Below are 19,634 nucleotides of genomic sequence, written 5' to 3' on the forward strand. Positions count from 1 at the left end.
CCCCCCCCCCCCCCGCCCGCGCCCCCCCCCCCCCCCCCCCCCCCCCCCCCCCGCGGGGGGGGCGGCCCCCCGGGGCTCCGGACGCGGCCCGGCCCCGCCGCACGGGGCAGCGGGGCCGGGTGCGGGCTCAGCAGTCGGACAGCGGCACCAGGACGGCGACGAGCGGCACGGTCCCCGCCGGACGGTCGGCGGGGACGGCGACCGGCTCGCCGGTCAGCTCGGTCCACGTCACCAGGCGCACGCAGTGCGTGGTGCGGGGGTCCCCCTCGAACGGGACGGCGCCGGCGGGACCTGCGGCGGCGAGCAGCCCGGCGGTGGCCGCCGTCGGCCTGGCTGCGGGCCGCCTGCGCCGTCGCGGACCGCGACCTGACGCGTGCCGAGTGGGACCGCTACCTGCCCGGCCGGCCCTGGGAGCCGACCTGCAGCGACCTGCGCTGAGGGCCGCCCGCGGTCCCGGGGGAGGACCTCACGGACCGGCGCGGGACCGACACGGCAGGACGCGGTGCGCCCGCCGCGCACCGCGCGCGTCGCGACGGCCCGCGTCGGCCGGTGACCGCCCTACCGTGATCCCGTGCGGATCGCGGTTCTCGGACCGCTGGAGGTCCAGGGGGACGACGGGACGCCGGTGGCGGTGCCCGGGGCCAAGGAACGCCTGCTGCTCGCCGTCCTCGCCGCCGGCGCGCCCGCCGTCGTCCCCACCGACCGCATCGTGGAGGAGCTCTGGGACGGTGACCCGCCCGCCTCCGCCCGCAAGTCGCTGCAGGCGCACCTGGTGCGGCTGCGCAGCGCCCTGGAGCCGGACCGTCCCCGGGGCTCCACGGGCCGGCACGTCGTCCGCCGTGGACCCGGCTACGCGCTGGCCGTCGAGCGGGCCGACCTCGACGCCCTGGCCCTCGGCGACCTCGCCGCCCGCGGCCGGGCCGCCCTCGCGGCGGGGGACCCGGCCGCGGCGGCGGAGCTGCTCGGCACGGCCCTGCGCCTGTGGCGCGGCGACCCGTACGCCGACTGGCCGGACGTCCCCTTCGCCGAGGCCGAGCGCCGCCGGCTGACCGAGCTCCGCGACGGTGCCCTCACCGCGTGCACCGAGGCCCGGCTGGCGCTGGGGGAGGCGTCCGCGCTCGTCCCGGACCTGGAGCGGCTGGTCGCCGAGCAGCCGCTGCGCGAGGAGTGGTGGCGGCTGCTGGTGCTGGCCCTGTACCGCGCGGGCCGGCAGGCGGACGCCCTCGGCGCCGCGCGCCGGGCACGGTCGGTGCTCGCCGAGGAGCTCGGCGCGGACCCCGGGCCGGCGCTGCGCGCGGCGGAGGCCGCCGTCCTCGCCCAGGACCCCGCGCTCGACCCGGTCCCGGTCCCGCTCCTGTCGCCGGCGCCCGCCCCGGCGTCCGGGGCCTGCCCGTACATGGGGCTGCGGGCGTACCGGGCGGAGGACGCCTCGTTGTTCGCCGGGCGGGAGCGCGTCGTCGCCACGCTGGTGGCCCGGCTGGTGGACGCGCCGCTGCTCGCCGTGTCGGGGCCCAGTGGCGCGGGGAAGTCGTCGGTGGTCCGCGCCGGGCTGGTGCCGGCCCTCGCTGCCGGTGCGCTGCCCGGCAGCGCCGGCTGGCAGCCCGTCGTCCTGCTGCCCGGACGGCACCCGGTGGACACGCTCGCGGACCTGACCGGAGAGGAGCCGCCGCCCCGCCCGGTGCTGCTGGTCTGCGACCAGTTCGAGGAGCTGTGGGCCACCGGCGTGGACCCGGCGGAGCGGACGGCGTTCCTCGACACCGTCCTCGCGCTGCTGGACGACGGCCTCGTGGCCCGCTGCGTCGTCGTCGTCCGCGGGGACGCCGTCGGCCGCCTGGCCGAGCACCCCGGGTTCGTCGACCGGCTCGGGGCGGCGCTGGTCCTCGTGCCGCCCATGACCGACCCCGAGCTGCGCGCCGTCGTCCGCGGGCCGGCGGCGGCGGTGGGGCTGCGGGTCGAGGACGACCTGGTGGACGCCGTGGTGGCCGACGGGCTGGGCCGGCCCGGGGCGCTGCCCCTGCTGTCGACGGCGCTGGTCGGCACCTGGGAGCGGCGTCGCGGGGACCTGCTGACCCTGGCGGGGTACGTGGCCGCCGGCGGGGTCGCCGGGGCGCTGGCCCGCTCGGCGGAGGCCGCGTACGCCGCGCTCGACGAGCCGGGCCGCGAGCTCGCCCGCCGGCTGTTCGTCCGGCTGGCCGACGTCGACGACGCGGGCGCGCTGGTCCGGCGGCCGCTGCCGACCGCGGACCTGGGACAGGACGCTGCGCGGCGCGCCGTCGTGGAGGAGTTCCTCGCCCGGCGACTGCTGTCGGTCGACGCCGACCGCCTCGAGGTGACCCACGAGGCGCTGCTGACGGCGTGGCCCCGGCTGGCCCGCTGGCTGGAGGACGACGCGGCCGGCCGGGCGGTGCGCCGGCACCTGGCCCCGGCCGCGCGCGACTGGCACGCCGCCGAGCGCCCGGACGACGAGCTCTACCGCGGCGCCCGCCTGGCCGCCGCCCTCGACTGGGCCGACCGGCCCGACGCCGACCCGACGCCGCTCGAGCGCGCCTTCCTCGACGCCTCCCGTGCCGCCACCGACGCCGAGCTGGTGGGAGCCCGTGAGCGGGCCGACCGCGAGGCGGCGGCCCGGCGGAGGACCCGCTGGCTGGCGGCCGGTCTGGCGGCGGTGCTGGTCGCGGCGCTGCTCGCGGCCGGCGTGGCGGTCGGGGCGCAGCGGGCCGCGCAGCGGGCCTCCCTCGTCGCAGACGCCAACCGCCTGGCGGCACTGTCGACCTCGGTGGGCTCGCTCGACCTGGCGCTCCTCCTCGCCGTCCAGGCGGTCCGCCTCGCCGAGACCCCGGACACCGAGGACGGGCTGCTGGCCGCGCTGGTCGACCACCGCCGGGCCGAGCGGGTGGTGTCCTTCACCGGCCAGCCGGGCGGGGCGGTGCTCGCGGACGGCGGCCGGACCCTGTTCATCGGCGCCGGCGCCGACCTCGTGACCTGGACGGTCGGGCCCACGTCCCTGCCCCGGCCGGTCGTCGAGGTCGGGTCGCGGTGGTACCAGTGGCGGGCCCTGGCCGCCTCGCCCACCGACGGTCTCGTCGTGGCCGCCGGCTGGGGGGAGGGGCACCCCTGGGTCCGGTCGGTGACCGCCGAGGGGGACGAGCGGCTCCTCCTCGGTGAGCGGGACGTCGGCGGGTGGCCGATCGCGCTGGCCTTCACCCCCGACGGCCGCACGGTCCGGCTGGTGACCGCGGCCGGCGACGGGGACGGGACACGGTGGGCTCTCGCCGAGGTGGACCCCGCGACGGCGGGCCGGCGGGACACCGGCCTCGGCGGCACGACCTCCGCGGCCCTCGGTGACCTCATCGCGGACCCCTCCGACGACGGGCGGCACCTGGTGCTCTGGGGCTTCGACGGCAGCGCCCCCGCGACGCTGGTCGACCTCGAGGACGGCGCGCAGGTGCCGCTGCAGGTGCCTCAGCGTGACGTCGCGGTGGCGGGCTTCCTCGCCCTCCCCGCCGGGGCCGCCCAGCTGTGGGAGGACGGGGCGGTGACCCTCTTCGATGCCGCCGGGCGCCCCGTGCAGGAGCTCGGACGGCACACGGGAGTGGTCCAGGACGTCGCGGTCGCTCCCGACGGCAGCTGGGCGGTCACCGTCGGGGACGGGGCCGCGGTGGAGCTGTGGGACGTCGCGCCGGCGGGCCGGTGGACCTCGCGGGGGCCGCTCGCCGGCCACACCGCCGACGTCGTCGCCGCGGAGATCGACCCGACCGGCACGCGGTTGCTCACGGTCGCCCTGGACGACACCGTCATCACCTGGGACGCGACCGCGGACGGCGGTCTCGGCGAGGCCCTGCCCGGCATGCGCGACCGCTGGATCTCCAACCGGCCGCAGCCGGTCGGGCGGGACGGGCTGCTCGTGGCACCGACCCGGTCGGGGACCCCCGAGGGGGCGCCGTTCGACAGGGGCCCGGGGTCGCTGGGCGTCGCCGCCACGTTCCTCGACCCGGACACCGGCGAGGTGGTCGAGCAGGTCGACGTCGGGGACACCCTCCCCGGGGCCCAGTTCGGGTCCTCGGTGTCGGTCAGCCCGGACGGCGACCTCGTCGCGGTGACGTCCGGCTTCGCGACGACGGTCCTCGACACGGCCAGCGGGGACGTGGTGGCGACGATCGAGCTGCCGGCCACCGGGGAGGTGCTGGACGGGGTGCCCCTCCCGGCGACGGTGGTGTGGTGCGCCGGCTGGACGCCGGACGGGTCCCGCCTGCTGCTGGGCGCCGAGGGGCAGCTCGCCACCGGCACGGGCGGGCGCCTCGTCGTGGTGGACACCGCCGACTGGGAGGTCACCGGCGAGGTCGACGTCGGCGGATCGGCCCAGGTGGTCGAGGCGAGTCCGGACGGCGAGCTGCTGGCTGTCGCGCTGTCGAGCGAGTCGGTCGTCCAGGTCCTGGACGCCGTGACCCTCGAGGTGCGCGAGACCCTCCGCCTCCCGGGGGAGGACCGGCAGTTCGACCTCTCCTTCTCCCCGGACGGGCGCACGCTGGCCAGCGGCGGGGAGACCGGGCGGCTGCACCTGTTCGACACGCGCACGTGGGAGCCCACCTGGGAGTCGGTCCCCACCAACCACGGGGAGGTGCTGCAGGTCGAGTGGCTGTCCGACCGGACCGTCGCGACGTCCGGCGAGGAGGGCACCGTCTCCCTGGTCGACGCCGACCGCGGTACCGCCCGGGCGCGTCCGCTCCCGGTCTCCGACCGGCCCGGGTGGAGCTGGGCCTACCTGGTGCCCACGTCCGGCGACGAACTCGTGGTGCTGGGGAGCACGCGCGACGGCCGCCGCTACCCCCTGCGGCCCGAGGTGTGGCTGGCCGAGGCCTGCGCCGTCGTCGGGCGGGACCTGACCGCCGAGGAGTGGGAGCGCCACCTGCCCGGCCGGGCGTGGGAGCCGACCTGCACCGACCTGTCCTGAGCCCGGTCAGCCCTCGGTGCCGGTGCACGCGGGCAGCGACAGGAGGTGGCGCTCGTAGGCGTCGGAGAACAGGACCTGGCCGTCGGGGCCCTGGCCCGGCCAGTGCTGGACGTCCTCGAGCAGTGCGCTGCAGGACGGGGTCCGGTCGTCGCCGGCGGGCGGGTCGGCCAGCGCCGCTGACGGCACGAGGGCGACGACTCCTGCCACGAGGACGGTGTACGCGGAGTGGGTGCGGACGGACATCACGGGGACCTCCCGGGTGCGGCGCCGGGCGGGTCCCGGCGACGCCACCAGCGGACCGGGAGGCGGTTGCGGTCCCGGCCGCCGCCGGTTGTGGTCCGGTTGCGGTGCACCCCCGCGCGGGATCCGCGCTGTCCAGGGGGTGCGGGAGCGCCGATCTCCCTATCCTCGGCAACGTGCAGATCCCGTTCTCGTCCTCGGAGCGCTCCAGCCTGGGCGTGGAGTGGGAGTTGCAGCTCGTCGACCGGGAGAGCCGGGAGCTCACCGCCGGGGCGACGGAGATCCTCGAGGAGATCCGGCCCGACGGCGCCGAGGAGCACCCGAAGGCCAAGCACGAGCTGCTGCAGTCGACCGTCGAGGTCATCACCGGTGTGTGCACCACCGTCGAGGAGGCCACCGCCGACCTCGCCGGCACGGTCGCCGAGGTGGCCGCCGCCGCCGACCGCCGCGGCCTGGGCCTGCTGTGCGCCGGCACCCACCCGTTCACCGACTGGCAGACGCAGCTGATCTCGCCCAAGGAGCGGTACCTGCAGCTGGTCGAGCGGATGCAGTGGCTGGCCCGGCGGCTGCAGATCTTCGGCGTCCACGTGCACGTCGGGGTCCGCTCGCCGGACAAGGCGATGCCGATCGTCAACGCGCTGACCCAGTACGTGCCGCACTTCCTCGCGCTCTCGGCGTCCTCGCCGTTCTGGGTCGGCTGCGACACCGGGCTCGCCTCGGCGCGCAGCAAGGTCTTCGAGGCCATGCCGACGGCAGGGCTGCCCACCCAGCTGCCCGACTGGGCCGGCTTCGAGACCTACATGGAGACGCTGATCTCCACCGGCGCCATCGAGAGCGTGCGCGAGGTGTGGTGGGACATCCGCCCGCACCCCGGCTTCGGCACCGTGGAGCTGCGCATCTGCGACGGCCTGCCCACGCTCGAGGAGGTCGGCGTCGTCGCGGCGCTGTCGCAGTGCCTGGTCGAGCAGTTCGACACCCAGCTCGACCGCGGCTACACGCTGCCCACCCCGCCGAGCTGGGTGGTGAAGGAGAACAAGTGGCGCGCGGCCCGCTGGGGGCTGGACGCCGACGTGGTGGTGGACGAGAAGGGCACGGTGCGCCCGGTGCGGCAGGCGCTGCTGGACCTCGCCGAGGAGCTGACCCCGACGGCGAAGCGGCTGGGCTGCGAGGCGGAGCTCGCGGGCGTGGAGCGGGTGCTCGCCGTCGGCGCCTCCTACCAGCGGCAGCGGGCCGCGGCGCTGGCGTCCGGCGGGGACCTGCGCGTCGTCGTCGACGGGCTGCTCGCCGAGCTGCGGGACGGCCTGCCGACCTCCGGGCCGGCGGCCGGCCCCGACGGCCCCGTCCCCGGCCCGGCGGCGTGCGCCGGCGGCCACGCCGCATGACCCGGAGCCCCGAGGAACTGGCCGCCGGGCTCGACGCGTGGGTGGCCGACCGCACCGACTCCCTGGTCGGCGTGCGCCGGCACCTCCACATGCACCCCGAGCTGGCCTTCGCCGAGGTGGAGACGACGGCGTTCCTCGAGCAGCGGCTCGCCGGCGCCGGGCTCGCGCCGCGCCGGCTGCCCAGCGGCACCGGCCTGGTGGTCGAGGTCGGGTCCGGCGACCCGACGGTGGTGCTGCGCGCCGACATCGACGCGCTGCCGCTGGCCGACCTCAAGGACGTCCCCTACGCCTCCACCCGCGAGGGCATGTGTCACGCCTGCGGCCACGACGTGCACACCACCGTGCTGCTCGGCGCGACGCTGGCGCTCGCCGCGCTGGACGACCTGCCGGGCCGGGTGCGCTGCGTGTTCCAGCCGGCCGAGGAGACCGTCCCCGGCGGCGCGACGCACGTGGTGGCGGCCGGCGTCCTCGCCGGCGCGTCCCGGGCGTTCGCGCTGCACTGCGACCCGGCGATCCCGGTGGGCACCGTCGGCCTGCGCACCGGCTCGATCACCGCCGCCTGCGACCGCATCGACGTCACGCTCACCGGGCCCGGCGGGCACACCGCCCGCCCGCAGCTGACCGTGGACCTGGTCGACGCCCTGGGCCGCCTGGTCACCGGGCTGCCCGGGCTGTTGTCGCGCAAGGTCGACCCGCGGGCCGGGTTCTCGCTGGTCTGGGGCGCGGTCAACGCCGGCGTCGCGGCCAACGCCATCCCGCAGCGGGGCACCCTGCGCGGCACCGTGCGGGTGCTCGACCGCGACGAGTGGCAGCGCGCGGAGAGGCTGCTGCGCGAGCTGGTCGAGCAGGTGGTGGCGCCCACCGGCGCCGGCGTCGAGGTGGAGTACGTCCCCGGCGTGCCGCCGGTGGTCAACGACCCGCGCGCGGTGGCGCTGCTGCGCACCGCGGCGCTGCAGACCGTCGGCAGCGAGAACCTGCGCCAGTCGCCGCAGAGCATGGGCGGGGAGGACTTCGGCTGGTTCGCCGACGTGCTGCCGATCGCGCTGGCCCGGCTGGGCACGCACGGCGGCGGCGCCCCGCTGGACCTGCACCGCGGCACCTTCGACGTCGACGAGCGGGCCATCGGGGTCGGGATCCGGCTGATGGTGCGCACCGCGCTGCAGGCGCTGGCCGCCGCCGCCGGGACGTCGGGCTCGGCCGCCGGTGCGCCCAGGGCGGGCCACCCCGCGCGTCCGCACTCCCGGGAGCGCCGGTAGAACACTCCTCGACTGGGAGGAGTTCACGGTGAGCGAGCTCGCGAGCGAACGGACGGGCAGAGCAGCGCCGCGAACGCGGCCGACGAGCGTCAGCGAGGAGGACTCGTGAGCGCCACCGACACCGCGACGCCGGGCGAGGACGAGGTCCCCGCCGAGCACGAGGTGCCCGACGAGCTGTCCCTCGCCGGCGACTTCCCGCCGGTCGGCCGCGAGCAGTGGCGCGAGCTGGTCGCCGGGGTGCTGCGCAAGGCCGGCCGCGAGGAGCTGCCCGACCCGGTCGAGGACGCGCTGCGCCACACGGTGGCCACCGGCGTCAGCGTCGCGCCGCTCTACACCGCCGAGGACGCCGGCGACCTGCCGACGGCGGTCGGCGTGCCCGGCCTGCCGCCGTTCGTCCGCGGCGCCCGCGCCGGGGCGCACCCGGAGAGCGGGGTGCCCGCCGGCTGGGACGTGCGGCAGCGGCACGCCCACCCCGACGTCGCGGTCACCCGGGAGGCGATCTCCGCCGACCTGGAGAACGGCGTCACCTCGCTGTGGCTGCACCTCGGCGACGGCGCGGTGCCCGTGGACGCCCTCGGCGACGTGCTCGCCGACGTCTACCTCGACCTCGCGCCGGTCGCCGTCTCCGGCGGGCTCCCGGCCGCCGAGGCGCTGCTGGCGCTGGCCGGCGACCGCACCGACCTCGCGCCCGGCGGCTCCCTGGGCCTCGACCCGCTCGGCGACCAGGCCGCCTCGGGGGAGGAGCAGGACCTCGCCGGCCTCGCCGACCTCGCCCGCCGGACCCCCGCGGGCTGGCGCACGGTCGTCGTCGACGCGACCGTGTACGCCGACGCCGGGGCCACCGCCGTCGAGGAGCTCGGCTGCTCGCTGGCCGCCGGGGTGGCCTACCTGCGGGCGCTCACCGACGGCGGGCTGACCGTGGACGAGGCGTTCGAGCGCGTCGAGTTCCGCTACTCCGCCTCGGCCGACCAGTTCACGACGATCGCCGCGCTGCGCGCCGCCCGCCGGCTGTGGGACCGGGTCGGCGAGGTCAGCGGCGCGTCGGAGGCGGCCCGGGCGCAGCGCCAGCACGCGGTGACGTCGTCGGTGATGACGACGAGGCGCGACCCGTGGGTGAACATGCTGCGCACCACGGTCGCCTGCTTCGCGGCGGGCGTGGGCGGGGCCGACGTCGTCACCGTGCAGCCCTTCGACGCCGCGCTCGGCCTGCCCGACGCCTTCTCCCGGCGGATCGCGCGCAACACCCAGAGCCTGCTGGTCGAGGAGGGCCACCTCGCCCGCGTGCTCGACCCGGCCGGCGGCTCCTGGTACGTCGAGTCCCTCACCGAGGACCTCGCCCGGGCCGCGTGGGCCTGGTTCACCGAGATCGAGCGGGCCGGCGGGCTGGCCGCGGCGCTGACCTCGGGGCTGGTCCGCGACCGGCTGGCCGCCGCCTGGGACGCCCGGGCGAAACGGCTGGCCAAGCGGAGCGACGCGATCACCGGCGTCAGCGAGTTCCCCAACCTGACCGAGAAGCTGCCCGAGCGGCAGCCGGCCGCCGCCCTGCACCCGACCGGCGGGCTGCCCCGCGTGCGGGCCGCGCAGGAGTACGAGGAGCTGCGCGACCGCGCCGACGCCGCCGGGGAGCGGCCGCAGGTGTACCTCGCCACGATCGGCCCGATCGCGCGGCACACCGCGCGGGCCTCCTTCGCCGGCAACCTGTTCCAGGCCGGCGGCGTGGCCACCCCCGCCGCCGACGGCACCTCCGGGTTCGCCGACGCCGGGACGACGGTCGCCTGCATCTGCGGCACCGACGCCGACTACGCCGAGTCCGCCGCCGCGCTGGCCGCCGAGCTCCGGGCCGCCGGCGCCACGCACGTGTGGCTGGCCGGCAGGCCCTCGCTGGGGGTGGACGGCGTCGACGGGTACGTGTACGCCGGGTGTGACGCGCTGGACGTGCTCCGCACCGTCCACGAGCAGCTGGGAGTGGTGGCAGAAATGGCCATTTCTGCCGCTCCTGGGAAGGAGGAGCGGGCATGAGCGGGATCCCCGACTTCGGCGGCGTCGAGCTGGGCCGGCCGGCCGCGCACGCCGGCGCCGACGACTGGGCCAAGGCGTTCGAGGAGGCGACCGGGCGCGGCGTGGAGGAGGCGACCTGGGAAACCCCCGAGGGCATCGCCGTCCCGCCGCTGGCCACCCCCGCCGACCTCGCCGGGCTGGACTTCCTCCGCACCTACCCCGGGCTGCCGCCCTACCTGCGCGGGCCCTACCCGACGATGTACACGACCCAGCCGTGGACGGTCCGCCAGTACGCGGGCTTCTCCACCGCGGCCGAGTCCAACGCCTTCTACCGGCGCAACCTCGCCGCCGGCCAGAAGGGCCTGTCGGTCGCCTTCGACCTGCCCACCCACCGCGGCTACGACTCCGACCACCCGCGCGTCGTCGGCGACGTCGGCATGGCCGGGGTCGCGATCGACTCGATCCTGGACATGCGGCAGCTGTTCGACGGCATCCCGCTGGACCGGATGAGCGTCTCGATGACCATGAACGGCGCGGTGCTGCCGGTCCTGGCTCTCTACGTCCTCGCCGCCGAGGAGCAGGGGGTGAAGCCGGACCAGCTCACGGGGACCATCCAGAACGACATCCTCAAGGAGTTCATGGTCCGCAACACCTACATCTACCCGCCGAAGCCGTCGATGCAGATCATCAGCGACATCTTCGCCTTCACCTCGGCGGAGATGCCCCGCTTCAACTCGATCTCCATCTCCGGCTACCACATCCAGGAGGCCGGGGCGACGGCCGACCTGGAGCTGGCCTACACCCTCGCCGACGGCGTCGAGTACCTGAACGCGGGCAAGGCCGCGGGCCTGGACATCGACGCGTTCGCGCCGCGGCTGTCGTTCTTCTGGGCCATCGGCATGAACTTCTTCATGGAGGTCGCCAAGCTCCGCGCCGGGCGGCTGCTGTGGGCGCGGCTGGTGAAGGAGGCCGGCGCGCAGAAGGACAAGTCGCTGTCGCTGCGCACCCACTCGCAGACCTCGGGCTGGTCGCTGACCGCGCAGGACGTCTACAACAACGTCGTCCGCACCTGCCTGGAGGCGATGGCCGCCACCCAGGGGCACACCCAGTCGCTGCACACCAACGCCCTCGACGAGGCGCTGGCGCTGCCCACCGACTTCTCCGCGCGGATCGCCCGCAACACCCAGCTGCTGCTGCAGCAGGAGTCGGGGACGACGCGGGTGATCGACCCGTGGGGCGGCTCGGCGTACGTGGAGAAGCTGACCTACGACCTGGCCCGCCGCGCCTGGGCGCACATCCAGGAGGTCGCCGAGCACGGCGGCATGGCGCAGGCCATCGACGACGGCATCCCGAAGCTGCGCATCGAGGAGGCCGCCGCCCGCACCCAGGCGCGGATCGACTCCGGCCGCCAGCCGGTGATCGGCGTCAACAAGTACCGGGTCGAGGCCGACGAGGCGATCGAGGTGCTGCGCGTCGACAACGCCGACGTGCTCGCCCAGCAGAAGGCCAAGCTGGCCGAGCTGCGCGCCTCCCGCGACGCCTCCGCGGTGACCGAGGCGCTGCGCCGGCTCACCGACGCCGCCCGGGCCGCGGCCGAGGGACGGCGGGACGCGTCGCTGGGCTCCAACCTGCTGAAGCTCGCCGTCGACGCGGCGCGGGCCAAGGCGACGGTCGGGGAGATCTCCGACGCGCTCGAGGAGGTCTACGGGCGGCACGCCGGCCATGTGCGCACCATCTCCGGTGTGTACCGCGACGAGGCCGGGAGCTCCGGGCCGCTCGAGGAGACCCGCCGGATGACCGAGGCGTTCGAGGAGGCCGAGGGGCGCCGCCCCCGCATCCTCGTCGCCAAGATGGGCCAGGACGGCCACGACCGCGGGCAGAAGGTCATCGCCACCGCGTTCGCCGACCTCGGCTTCGACGTCGACGTCGGCCCGCTGTTCCAGACGCCGGAGGAGGTCGCGCGGCAGGCGGTCGAGGCGGACGTGCACGTCGTCGGCGTCTCGTCGCTGGCCGCCGGTCACCTCACGCTGGTGCCGGCACTGCGGGACGCGCTGGCCGAGCTCGGTGCCGACGACGTCCTGGTCGTGGTCGGCGGGGTCATCCCGCCCGACGACGTCCCGCGGCTCCGGGAGATGGGCGCGGCCGCGGTGTTCCCGCCCGGCACGGTCATCGCGGAGGCGGCGCAGGAGCTGCTGCGGACGCTGTCGCAGCGCCTTGGTCACTGAGGCGGTGGGCCGCTGATGCCCGCTCCCGACGTCCCCGCGCTGGTCGAGGGGGTGCTCGGCGGCGACCGCCGGTCGCTGGCCCGCGCGATCACGCTGGTCGAGTCCCGCCGCGCCGACCACCGCGAGCGCGCGCAGGAGTTGCTGGTCGAGCTGCTGCCGCACGCGGGGGCGGCCCGGCGGGTCGGCATCAGCGGGGTGCCCGGGGTGGGGAAGTCGACGTTCATCGACCAGCTCGGCGTCGACCTGACCGCGGCCGGGCACCGGGTGGCGGTACTGGCGGTCGACCCGTCGTCGGCGCGGTCGGGCGGGTCGATCCTCGGCGACAAGACCCGGATGGCGCGCCTCGCCGTCGACCGCAACGCCTTCATCCGGCCGGCGCCGACCGCCGGGACGCTGGGCGGGGTCGCGCAGGCGACGCGGGAGTCGATGGTCGTCGTCGAGGCGGCGGGCTACGACGTCGTGCTGGTGGAGACCGTCGGCGTCGGGCAGTCGGAGGTCACCGTCGCGGAGATGGTCGACTCGTTCCTGTTCCTCACGCTGGCCCGCACCGGCGACCAGCTGCAGGGCATCAAGCGCGGCATCCTCGAGCTCGCCGACGTCATCGCCGTCAACAAGGCCGACGGGCCGGCCGCCGCCGACGCGCGCAAGGCCGCCCGCGAGCTGGCCGGGGCCATCCGGATGCTGCGCGGGCACACCCCGGGTGGGTGGGACGTGCCGGTGCTGACCTGCGCCGGGCTGACCGGCGAGGGGCTGGCCGAGGTGTGGGCCAAGCTGGTCGAGCACCAGGACCGGGCGAAGGCGTCGGGGGCCTTCGACGAGCGGCGCCGCGCGCAGCAGGTGCGCTGGACCTGGCAGCTGGTGCGCGACGGGCTCGAGCACCGGCTGCGCGCGCACCCGGCGGTGCGGTCGCAGGCGCCGGAGCTGGAGAAGGCGGTGCTGGCCGGCGAGCTCACCCCGGCCCTGGTCGCCCGCCAGATCCTCGAGACCTTCCTCGGCACCTGACTTCCCCGCGATCATGGCGCCGTGACCACCTCCGGGGCCTCCGGAGTGGTGCCGGCGCCATGATCGCGGGCCGTCCCCAGGTGGGCGCCCGTCCACGGCGTCCCGGCGGGCAGCGGGGACCCGGGACCGGCGCCGCAGGGTCGGCCGGGTGCGAGCCGGACTGCTCAGGACGATCGACCGCCAGGGCGGTGTCCTCACCCGCGACCAGGCCCTGACGGCCGCGACGCCGGCGGAGGTGCGGCGGCTCCTGCGCCGCGGAACGTGGCGGACGACGCCGTGGCCGGGCATCTACCTCGACGGCGCGGTCGAGGACGAGACCGCCGCCGTCGTCCGGGCGGCGTCGCTGTGGCTGGGCGGGGACCTGGTGGCCTGCCACTCGACGGCGGCGCGGCTGTGGGACCTCGACGTCCACGCCGACTCGCCCGCCCGCGACCGCGTCCTGCACTTCCTCGGTCCGCCCGACCTCGACAACCGGCGACTGCGCGGACTGCAGGTGCACCCGTCGTCGCTGGGGACGGACGACGCGGTCCGCCGGGACGGCGTCTGGTGCACGCCTCCGGCGCGGACCGCCTGCGACGTGGTCCGGCTCGGGGACCCGGTCGACGCCCTGGCCACCCTCGACGCCGCGCTGCGCAGCGGGTGGTGCACGCGCGACGAGCTGGCCGAGGCCTGTGCACGGCAGCGGGGACTCCGCGGGGTGGTCCGGCTCGGTGCTCTCGTGCCGCTCGCCGACGCCGGCGCCGAGTCCCCGATGGAGTCGCGCATGCGGTGGCGGTTCCTCGTCGCGGGGCTGCCGGTGCCACGGGTGCAGGTGGAGATCGGCGACCGGGGACGGCGGCACCGGCTCGACCTCGGCTGGGAGGGCCACCTCGTCGGCGCGGAGTTCGACGGCCTCGAGGCGCACATGACGCGGTCCCAGCTGGCGGCCGACCGGGACCGGCACAACTGGATCACCGAGCGCGGGTGGCGCCTGCTGCACTTCACCGCCGTCGACGTCTACCGGCAGCACGAGCGCATGGTCGAGACGGCGCGACGTCACCTCGTGGGCGCCCCGCGCCGGACGATCATGGCGCCGTGACCACCCGGGAGCCCCGGAGCGTGGTCACGGCGCCATGATCGCGGGGGAGGGTCAGAAGGCGGAGCGGCAGTCGCGGGCGCGGAGCTCGGCGAGGTAGTCGTCCGGGGCGCCGGCGGCCTCGGCGGCGTCGGCGATCGCGCCCAGGTGCCGCGCCGAGGGCAGCCCGCCCTCGAAGGCGTCCAGCGCGTAGACGTAGGCGACGACGTCGCCGCCGAGGGTGTGCACCCGCAGGTTGAGCTTGCGGTAGAGGCCGCGGTCGGCGCCCTCCCAGGCGTCGAGCTCGCGCTCGTCGGCGGGCGTGAGGTCGTAGAGCGCGACGAACACCCCGGGCGCCTCGCGGTCCTCGGCCGGCACGAGGGTGGCCAGCGCGCCCTCCCAGCCGTACTCCTCGCCGCCGAAGGCGAGCCGCCAGCCGCGGATCCAGCCGGTGCCGACGTGCGGGGAGGACGGGCAGCGGCGCAGCATCTGCTCGGGGTCCATGTTGGACCCGTACGCGGCGTAGAGACCCATCGCCGACCGAGCCTACGGCCGGTGTGGCCCGCGCGACCCCGTGAGCCTGCCGACACCACCCGCCCGGGCTGGGAGGATGGACGGCGAACCCCCCGGTCCACGACGCAGGAGACCCGCATGACCCGCATCGTCATCATCGGCGGCGGCCCGGCCGGCTACGAGGCCGCGCTGGTGGCCGCCTCTCTGGGTGCGCAGGTCACCGTCGTCGAACGCGACGGCCTCGGGGGCGCCAGCGTCCTCACCGACTGCGTGCCCTCGAAGACCTTCATCGCCGCCGCGGGCACCATGACCTCGGTCCGCGACTCCAGCGTCCTCGGCCTGCGCGGCGCCGACCTCGCCACCGTCGGCCTGGACCTCGCCTCGGTCAACGCCCGGGTCAAGGGCCTGGCCGTCGCCCAGTCCGCCGACATCCACGCCCGGCTGGAGGGCGAGGGCGTGCGCCTGGTGTCCGGGCAGGGCCGCCTCGCCGACGACGTCCGGGGGCTGGTCGAGCACCGCGTCGAGGTCCTCGACCGCGACGGCGGGGTGCGGGAGACGCTCGAGTGCGACGTCGTCCTCGTCGCCACCGGCGCCGACCCCCGCGTGCTGCCCGGCAGCGAGCCCGACGGCGAGCGGATCCTCGACTGGCGGCAGCTCTACGACCTCGACGAGATGCCCGAGCACCTCGTCGTCGTCGGGTCGGGCGTCACCGGCGCGGAGTTCGCCTCCGGCTACCTGGAGGCCGGCGTGCCGGTCACCCTCGTCTCCTCCCGCGACCAGGTGCTCCCCGGCGAGGACGCCGACGCCGCCGACGTCATCGCCGAGGTCTTCCAGGCCCGCGGCGGGCGGATCGCCGAGCGCGGCCGCGCCGCGTCGGTGAAGCGCACCGAGAAGGGCGTGCTGGTCGAGCTCACCGACGGGCGCACCGTCGAGGGCTCGCACGCGCTGATGACCGTCGGCACCGTGCCGAACACCGCCGGGCTGAACCTCGAGGCGTGCGGCGTGGAGCTGCGCGAGTCCGGCCACGTCGTCGTCGACCGGGTGTCGCGCACCAACGTGCCCGGCATCTACGCCGCCGGCGACGTCACCGGCGTCTTCCAGCTCGCCAGCGTCGCGGCCATGCAGGGCCGGATCGCCATGTGGCACGCGCTCGGCGAGGCCGTGCAGCCGATCCGGCTCAAGACCGTCGCCGCCAACGTGTTCACCCACCCGGAGATCGCCACCGTCGGCGTGCAGGAGAAGGCGCTGCCCGAGGGCCACGACCTCGACGTCGTCCGGCTGCCGCTGGCCACCAACGCGCGGGCCAAGATGAGCGACCTGCACGCCGGGTTCGTGAAGCTGTTCGCCCGGAAGGCCACCGGCGTGGTCGTCGGCGGGGTGGTCGTGTCGCCCGGCGCCAGCGAGCTGATCCTGCCGATCGCGCTGGCGGTCACCAAGGGCCTGACCGTGAGCGACCTGGCGCACACCTTCGCCATCTACCCGTCGCTGTCGGGCTCGATCACCGAGGCCGGCCGGAGGCTGATGGGGGCCGACGCGCTGGCGTGACGCGTGTGACGGCCGGGGCGCGCGGGACGGGACCGCCGGGGCGCGTGTGACGGGTGGGGTCCCGGGTGGTGCACCTGGGACCCCGGCCCGCCGATGCCGGGAGGGATGCACGCCTCCCGAGTCCTGTCGCGGTCCCTCCCGCGGGCCATCGCCCTCGCCGGCGCCGTCGTCGCGCTGTGCGCCGGGCCGGTGGCCGTGGCCCACGCCGACAGCGCCGTCGACGGAACCGCCGGCACCACCGTGGTCGGGGAGCTCGTGCAGGCCTGGCCGGAGACCCCGCTCGAGGGCCAGCACGCGGGGGAGTCGCACGAGCAGCCGCTGACCTTCGTCGAGGGCGCCGACGGCACCTCGGTGCGCGTGCCGACCGACGCGGTCGCCGGCATCGACGTCGGCAGCACCGTCGAGGTGACCGTCGGCGGCACCGCCGACGACGAGGCCACCGAGGACGGCTACGAGCCGGCGCTCGAGGTGCTGGACACGCAGGTCGTGCGCACCGCGCGGGCGGCGGCCACGGTCCCGGCCGGCTCGGTCACCAACCAGGTCACCGTCGCGATGGTCGCGCCCGCCGGCGGCACCCCGGACGGCACCGCGCTCGCGGACGTCGTCGACACGGTCAACGGCGACGTCGCGGCCTTCTGGGCGCAGCAGACCGCCGGCGCGGTGACCGTCGGGGTCACCGCCGCCCACGACTGGCTCACCACCGCCGCCGGCTGCGCCGACCCCACCGCGCTGTGGGACGAGGTCGCCGCGCGCGTCGGCTTCCAGGCCGGCCCCGGCCGCCACCTGCTGCTCTACGTCAGCAGCCGGCCGCAGGACCTGCCCGGCTGCTCCTACGCCCTGGGGCAGGTCGGCGCGAGCCCCGCCGCGGGCGGTCGGCTCTACGTCCGCGACGACCTGGCCTCGGTCATCGCCCACGAGCTCGGCCACAACTTCGGCCTGGGCCACTCGAGCGCGCTGCAGTGTGACGCCGCCGTCGAGACCGGCACCTGCCGCACCGCCGCCTACCGCGACTTCTACGACGTCATGGGCGTCTCCTGGGACCGGATCGGCACCCTCACCGCCGCCCAGGCCGACCGGCTCGGCGTCCTCCCGGCCGCGGCCGTGCAGGTCGCCGGCGAGGGGACGACGACGGCGACGCTCGCGCCCCTCGGCGGTGCCACCGGCACCCGCGCGCTGCGCCTGACCGACGCCGCCGGCACCGCCTACTGGCTGGAGTACCGCACCGCCGTCGGCCGCGACGCCTGGCTGACCTCGGACAACCGGTACCGGCTCGACAGCGGCGTGCTGCTGCACCGCGCCGGCGGCATGCCGGACACCTCGCTGCTGCTCGACGGCAGCCCGTCGGCCGCGGCCGGCTGGGAGGCCGACCTGCAGACGGCGCTGGTGCCGGGCGTGCCGGTCGCCGTCGCCGGCGGCGCGCTCACCGTCACCCTCGACGCGGTCACCCCGGCCGGCGCCACGGTGACCGTCGTCCGCACGTCCGCGGCGGCCGGCGCGCCTTCCCCCGCGCCGGCCGCCCCGGAGCCGCAGGTCCTGTCCGGCAGCCCCGGGACGGCCGCCCCGGCGCCCGCCGCCGTCCCGGCCGCGCCGCCGGCGCCCGCCGTCGCGCCGGTCGCCTCGGCGCCCGCGGTCGAGGACCCCGCCCCGCTCGCCGCGGCGCCGGTCGAGGCCGCCGCCACGGAGCCCGCCGGCAGCGGCTGGACCACCCCGGCGCTCGCGGCCGGCGGCGTCGTCGGCCTGGGCGGGACCGTGCTGGCCACCCGGCGGGTCCTCCCGCGCCTGCGCCGCGGCTGACCCCCCCCCCGCAGGAGGGCTCCAGTTCCCGCGCCGATGCGCCGATGGAGGAGCCAGCGCCGCCGATCGACGGCCCTGACCTGGAGACGTCCGTGCACCTCGCTCCCCGTCCGCGGCTCCTCGCCGCCGCGGTCCTCACTGCCGTCCTCGTCCCGCTGACGGGGACCGGACCGGCCGCTGCCGACGACGAGCCGGCTGCCGGCGACACGGTCGTCGGCGAGCTGGTCCAGGCGTGGGCCGAGCACGCGGATCCCGAGGAGGCCGCTGAGCACGCCGATGACGCCCTCCTCAGCTGGGTCACCGAGGACGACGGCTCCAGCGTCCGGGTGGACACCGAGGACGTGGACGACGTGCCCGTCGGCGCGACCGTCGAGGTCGTCCTCGGTGCCGAGGTGCCCGACGAGGCTGGGACGGCGGAGGGGCTGGAGCCGGCCCGCGAGGTCGTCGACGCCCACGTCGTGGCGCCCGCGGAGACAGCTCTGCCCGCGCCGGCGTCCGCGCCGTACACCAACGAGGTCACCGTCGTGCTGGTCGCCCCGAGCGGCCTCTCGCCGGACGGCACGACCGCACAGCAGGTCGTCGACCAGGTGAACGGTCCGGTCGCCGACTTCTGGGAGACCCAGAGCGACGGGGCCGTGCGCGTGCACGCGACCGCTGCGCAGGCCGGGTGGCTGGCCAGCGGGACAGCCTGCGACTCGTCGGGGGCCCTCTGGACGGACGTCGCGAGGCAGCTCGGCTGGACCCGCGCGCCCGGCAAGCACCTGCTCCTCTACGTGCCCGGCAACCGGAACGACCCGAACGACCCCTGCGCCTACGGCCTGGCCCAGGTCGGGACCTCCCGCACGTCCGGCGGCTTCCTCTACGTCCGCGGCGTCGAGACCTCGGTCATCGCCCACGAGCTCGGGCACAACTTCGGCCTCGGCCACTCGTCGGCGGTGCAGTGCGACGGCTCGCCCGAGGGTGCGCCGTGCCGGACGCAGCCCTACTGGGACTGGTACGACGTCATGGGTGTCTCCTGGGACGAGGTCGGGTCGCTCAACGCGCCCCAGGCGGCGCGGCTGGGACTCCTGCCGGCCTCGGCGCAGGTGCAGGTGGCGTCCTCGACACCCGGCGGCTCCTGGACGCTCGCCCCGATGGGTGGCCGCAGCGGAACCCGGGTGCTCGCCCTGACCGCCGCTGACGGCTCCCGGTACTGGGTGGAGTACCGCACCCCCGTCGGGCAGGACGCGTGGCTGGGCGACGAGTGGCGCAACTGGGTGGGCGTGGAGGCCGGTGTCCTCGTGCACGAGACCGGGCCGGGACCTGCCGGCGACACCTCGCTGCTGCTCGACGGCACCCCGTCGGCTCAGTCGCAGTGGCCCGCCGACCAGCAGACCGTGCTCCCGGCCGGGAGCCGGATGACGCTGGGCGGCTCGCTGACGGTCAGCGTCACCGGCACCTCGGCGTCCGGGGCCGTCGTCTCGGTGAGGACGCCGGCCGACGGTTCACAGCCCGAGGCGACCGGCGCAGGCACGGCGGTACTCATCGCCGGTCAGGAACTCCAGGCCGGTCAGTCGCTGCGGTCCCCGTCGGGGGAGTACCGGGCGGTGGCGCAGCCGGACGGGAACCTGGTGGTCTACGGCGCCGGGGAGCGGGTGTTGTGGCATGCCCACACCCACGGCAACACCGGTGCGC

The 19,634-nt window shown here is 76.7% G+C and carries 12 protein-coding genes; 10 read left to right on the forward strand and 2 right to left on the reverse strand.

What is annotated here, in order from left to right:
* Nucleotides 1-571 precede the first annotated feature (571 nt).
* Nucleotides 572-4,951 carry an nSTAND1 domain-containing NTPase gene (locus ACI8AR_RS23310; RefSeq protein ID WP_457053111.1) on the forward strand — a complete coding sequence of 1,460 codons (4,380 nt, stop codon included), beginning with the start codon at nucleotides 572-574 and terminating at the stop codon, nucleotides 4,949-4,951.
* 6 nt (nucleotides 4,952-4,957) lie between these two features.
* On the opposite strand, the gene ACI8AR_RS23315 is transcribed toward ACI8AR_RS23310, so the two are convergent.
* Entirely contained in the window at nucleotides 4,958-5,194 is a 237-nt protein-coding gene (locus tag ACI8AR_RS23315; protein ID WP_457053112.1) for a hypothetical protein, read from the reverse strand.
* A gap of 173 nt (nucleotides 5,195-5,367) precedes the next feature.
* On the opposite strand from ACI8AR_RS23315, the gene ACI8AR_RS23320 reads away from it, so the two are divergent.
* The 6 genes from ACI8AR_RS23320 to ACI8AR_RS23345 all read left to right on the forward strand — a co-directional run bounded on the left by ACI8AR_RS23320 (nucleotide 5,368) and on the right by ACI8AR_RS23345 (nucleotide 14,132).
* The gene (locus tag ACI8AR_RS23320; protein WP_456929996.1) at nucleotides 5,368-6,573 is read left to right on the forward strand and encodes a glutamate--cysteine ligase; all 1,206 of its coding nucleotides are present in this window, start codon (nucleotides 5,368-5,370) and stop codon (nucleotides 6,571-6,573) included.
* Nucleotides 6,570-7,829 (forward strand): amidohydrolase, encoded by a 1,260-nt coding sequence (locus ACI8AR_RS23325; RefSeq protein WP_457053113.1) that lies wholly within the window; start codon nucleotides 6,570-6,572, stop codon nucleotides 7,827-7,829. Before ACI8AR_RS23320 ends, ACI8AR_RS23325 begins: the two co-directional genes overlap by 4 nt.
* A gap of 105 nt (nucleotides 7,830-7,934) precedes the next feature.
* Nucleotides 7,935-9,848, forward strand: a complete 1,914-nt coding sequence (locus ACI8AR_RS23330) for a methylmalonyl-CoA mutase subunit beta (protein ID WP_457053114.1) — start codon at nucleotides 7,935-7,937, stop codon at nucleotides 9,846-9,848.
* Nucleotides 9,845-12,052, forward strand: coding sequence for a methylmalonyl-CoA mutase (gene scpA / locus ACI8AR_RS23335; protein WP_457053115.1), 2,208 nt, complete (start codon nucleotides 9,845-9,847; stop codon nucleotides 12,050-12,052). Before ACI8AR_RS23330 ends, scpA begins: the two co-directional genes overlap by 4 nt.
* Nucleotides 12,053-12,067: 15 nt before the next feature.
* Nucleotides 12,068-13,054 (forward strand): methylmalonyl Co-A mutase-associated GTPase MeaB, encoded by a 987-nt coding sequence (gene meaB, locus ACI8AR_RS23340; RefSeq protein ID WP_457053116.1) that lies wholly within the window; start codon nucleotides 12,068-12,070, stop codon nucleotides 13,052-13,054.
* Between the two features lie 148 nt (nucleotides 13,055-13,202).
* Nucleotides 13,203-14,132, forward strand: a complete 930-nt coding sequence (locus ACI8AR_RS23345) for a hypothetical protein (protein ID WP_457053117.1) — start codon at nucleotides 13,203-13,205, stop codon at nucleotides 14,130-14,132.
* A gap of 51 nt (nucleotides 14,133-14,183) precedes the next feature.
* Here ACI8AR_RS23345 and ACI8AR_RS23350 read toward each other — a convergent pair whose 3' ends face one another.
* Entirely contained in the window at nucleotides 14,184-14,642 is a 459-nt protein-coding gene (locus ACI8AR_RS23350; RefSeq protein WP_456929990.1) for a gamma-glutamylcyclotransferase family protein, read from the reverse strand.
* 21 nt (nucleotides 14,643-14,663) lie between these two features.
* Here ACI8AR_RS23350 and ACI8AR_RS23355 point away from each other — a divergent pair, with 21 nt between their 5' ends.
* The 3 genes from ACI8AR_RS23355 to ACI8AR_RS23365 all read left to right on the forward strand — a co-directional run.
* Nucleotides 14,664-16,166 carry an NAD(P)H-quinone dehydrogenase gene (locus ACI8AR_RS23355; protein ID WP_457053118.1) on the forward strand — a complete coding sequence of 501 codons (1,503 nt, stop codon included), beginning with the start codon at nucleotides 14,664-14,666 and terminating at the stop codon, nucleotides 16,164-16,166.
* A 105-nt stretch (nucleotides 16,167-16,271) separates the two neighbouring features.
* The gene (locus ACI8AR_RS23360; RefSeq protein ID WP_457053119.1) at nucleotides 16,272-17,960 is read left to right on the forward strand and encodes a reprolysin-like metallopeptidase; all 1,689 of its coding nucleotides are present in this window, start codon (nucleotides 16,272-16,274) and stop codon (nucleotides 17,958-17,960) included.
* A 92-nt stretch (nucleotides 17,961-18,052) separates the two neighbouring features.
* On the forward strand, nucleotides 18,053-19,634 hold a 1,582-nt coding region (locus ACI8AR_RS23365), incomplete at its 3' end, for a reprolysin-like metallopeptidase (protein ID WP_457053120.1).

Source organism: Geodermatophilus sp. SYSU D01036 (genome assembly GCF_054050435.1).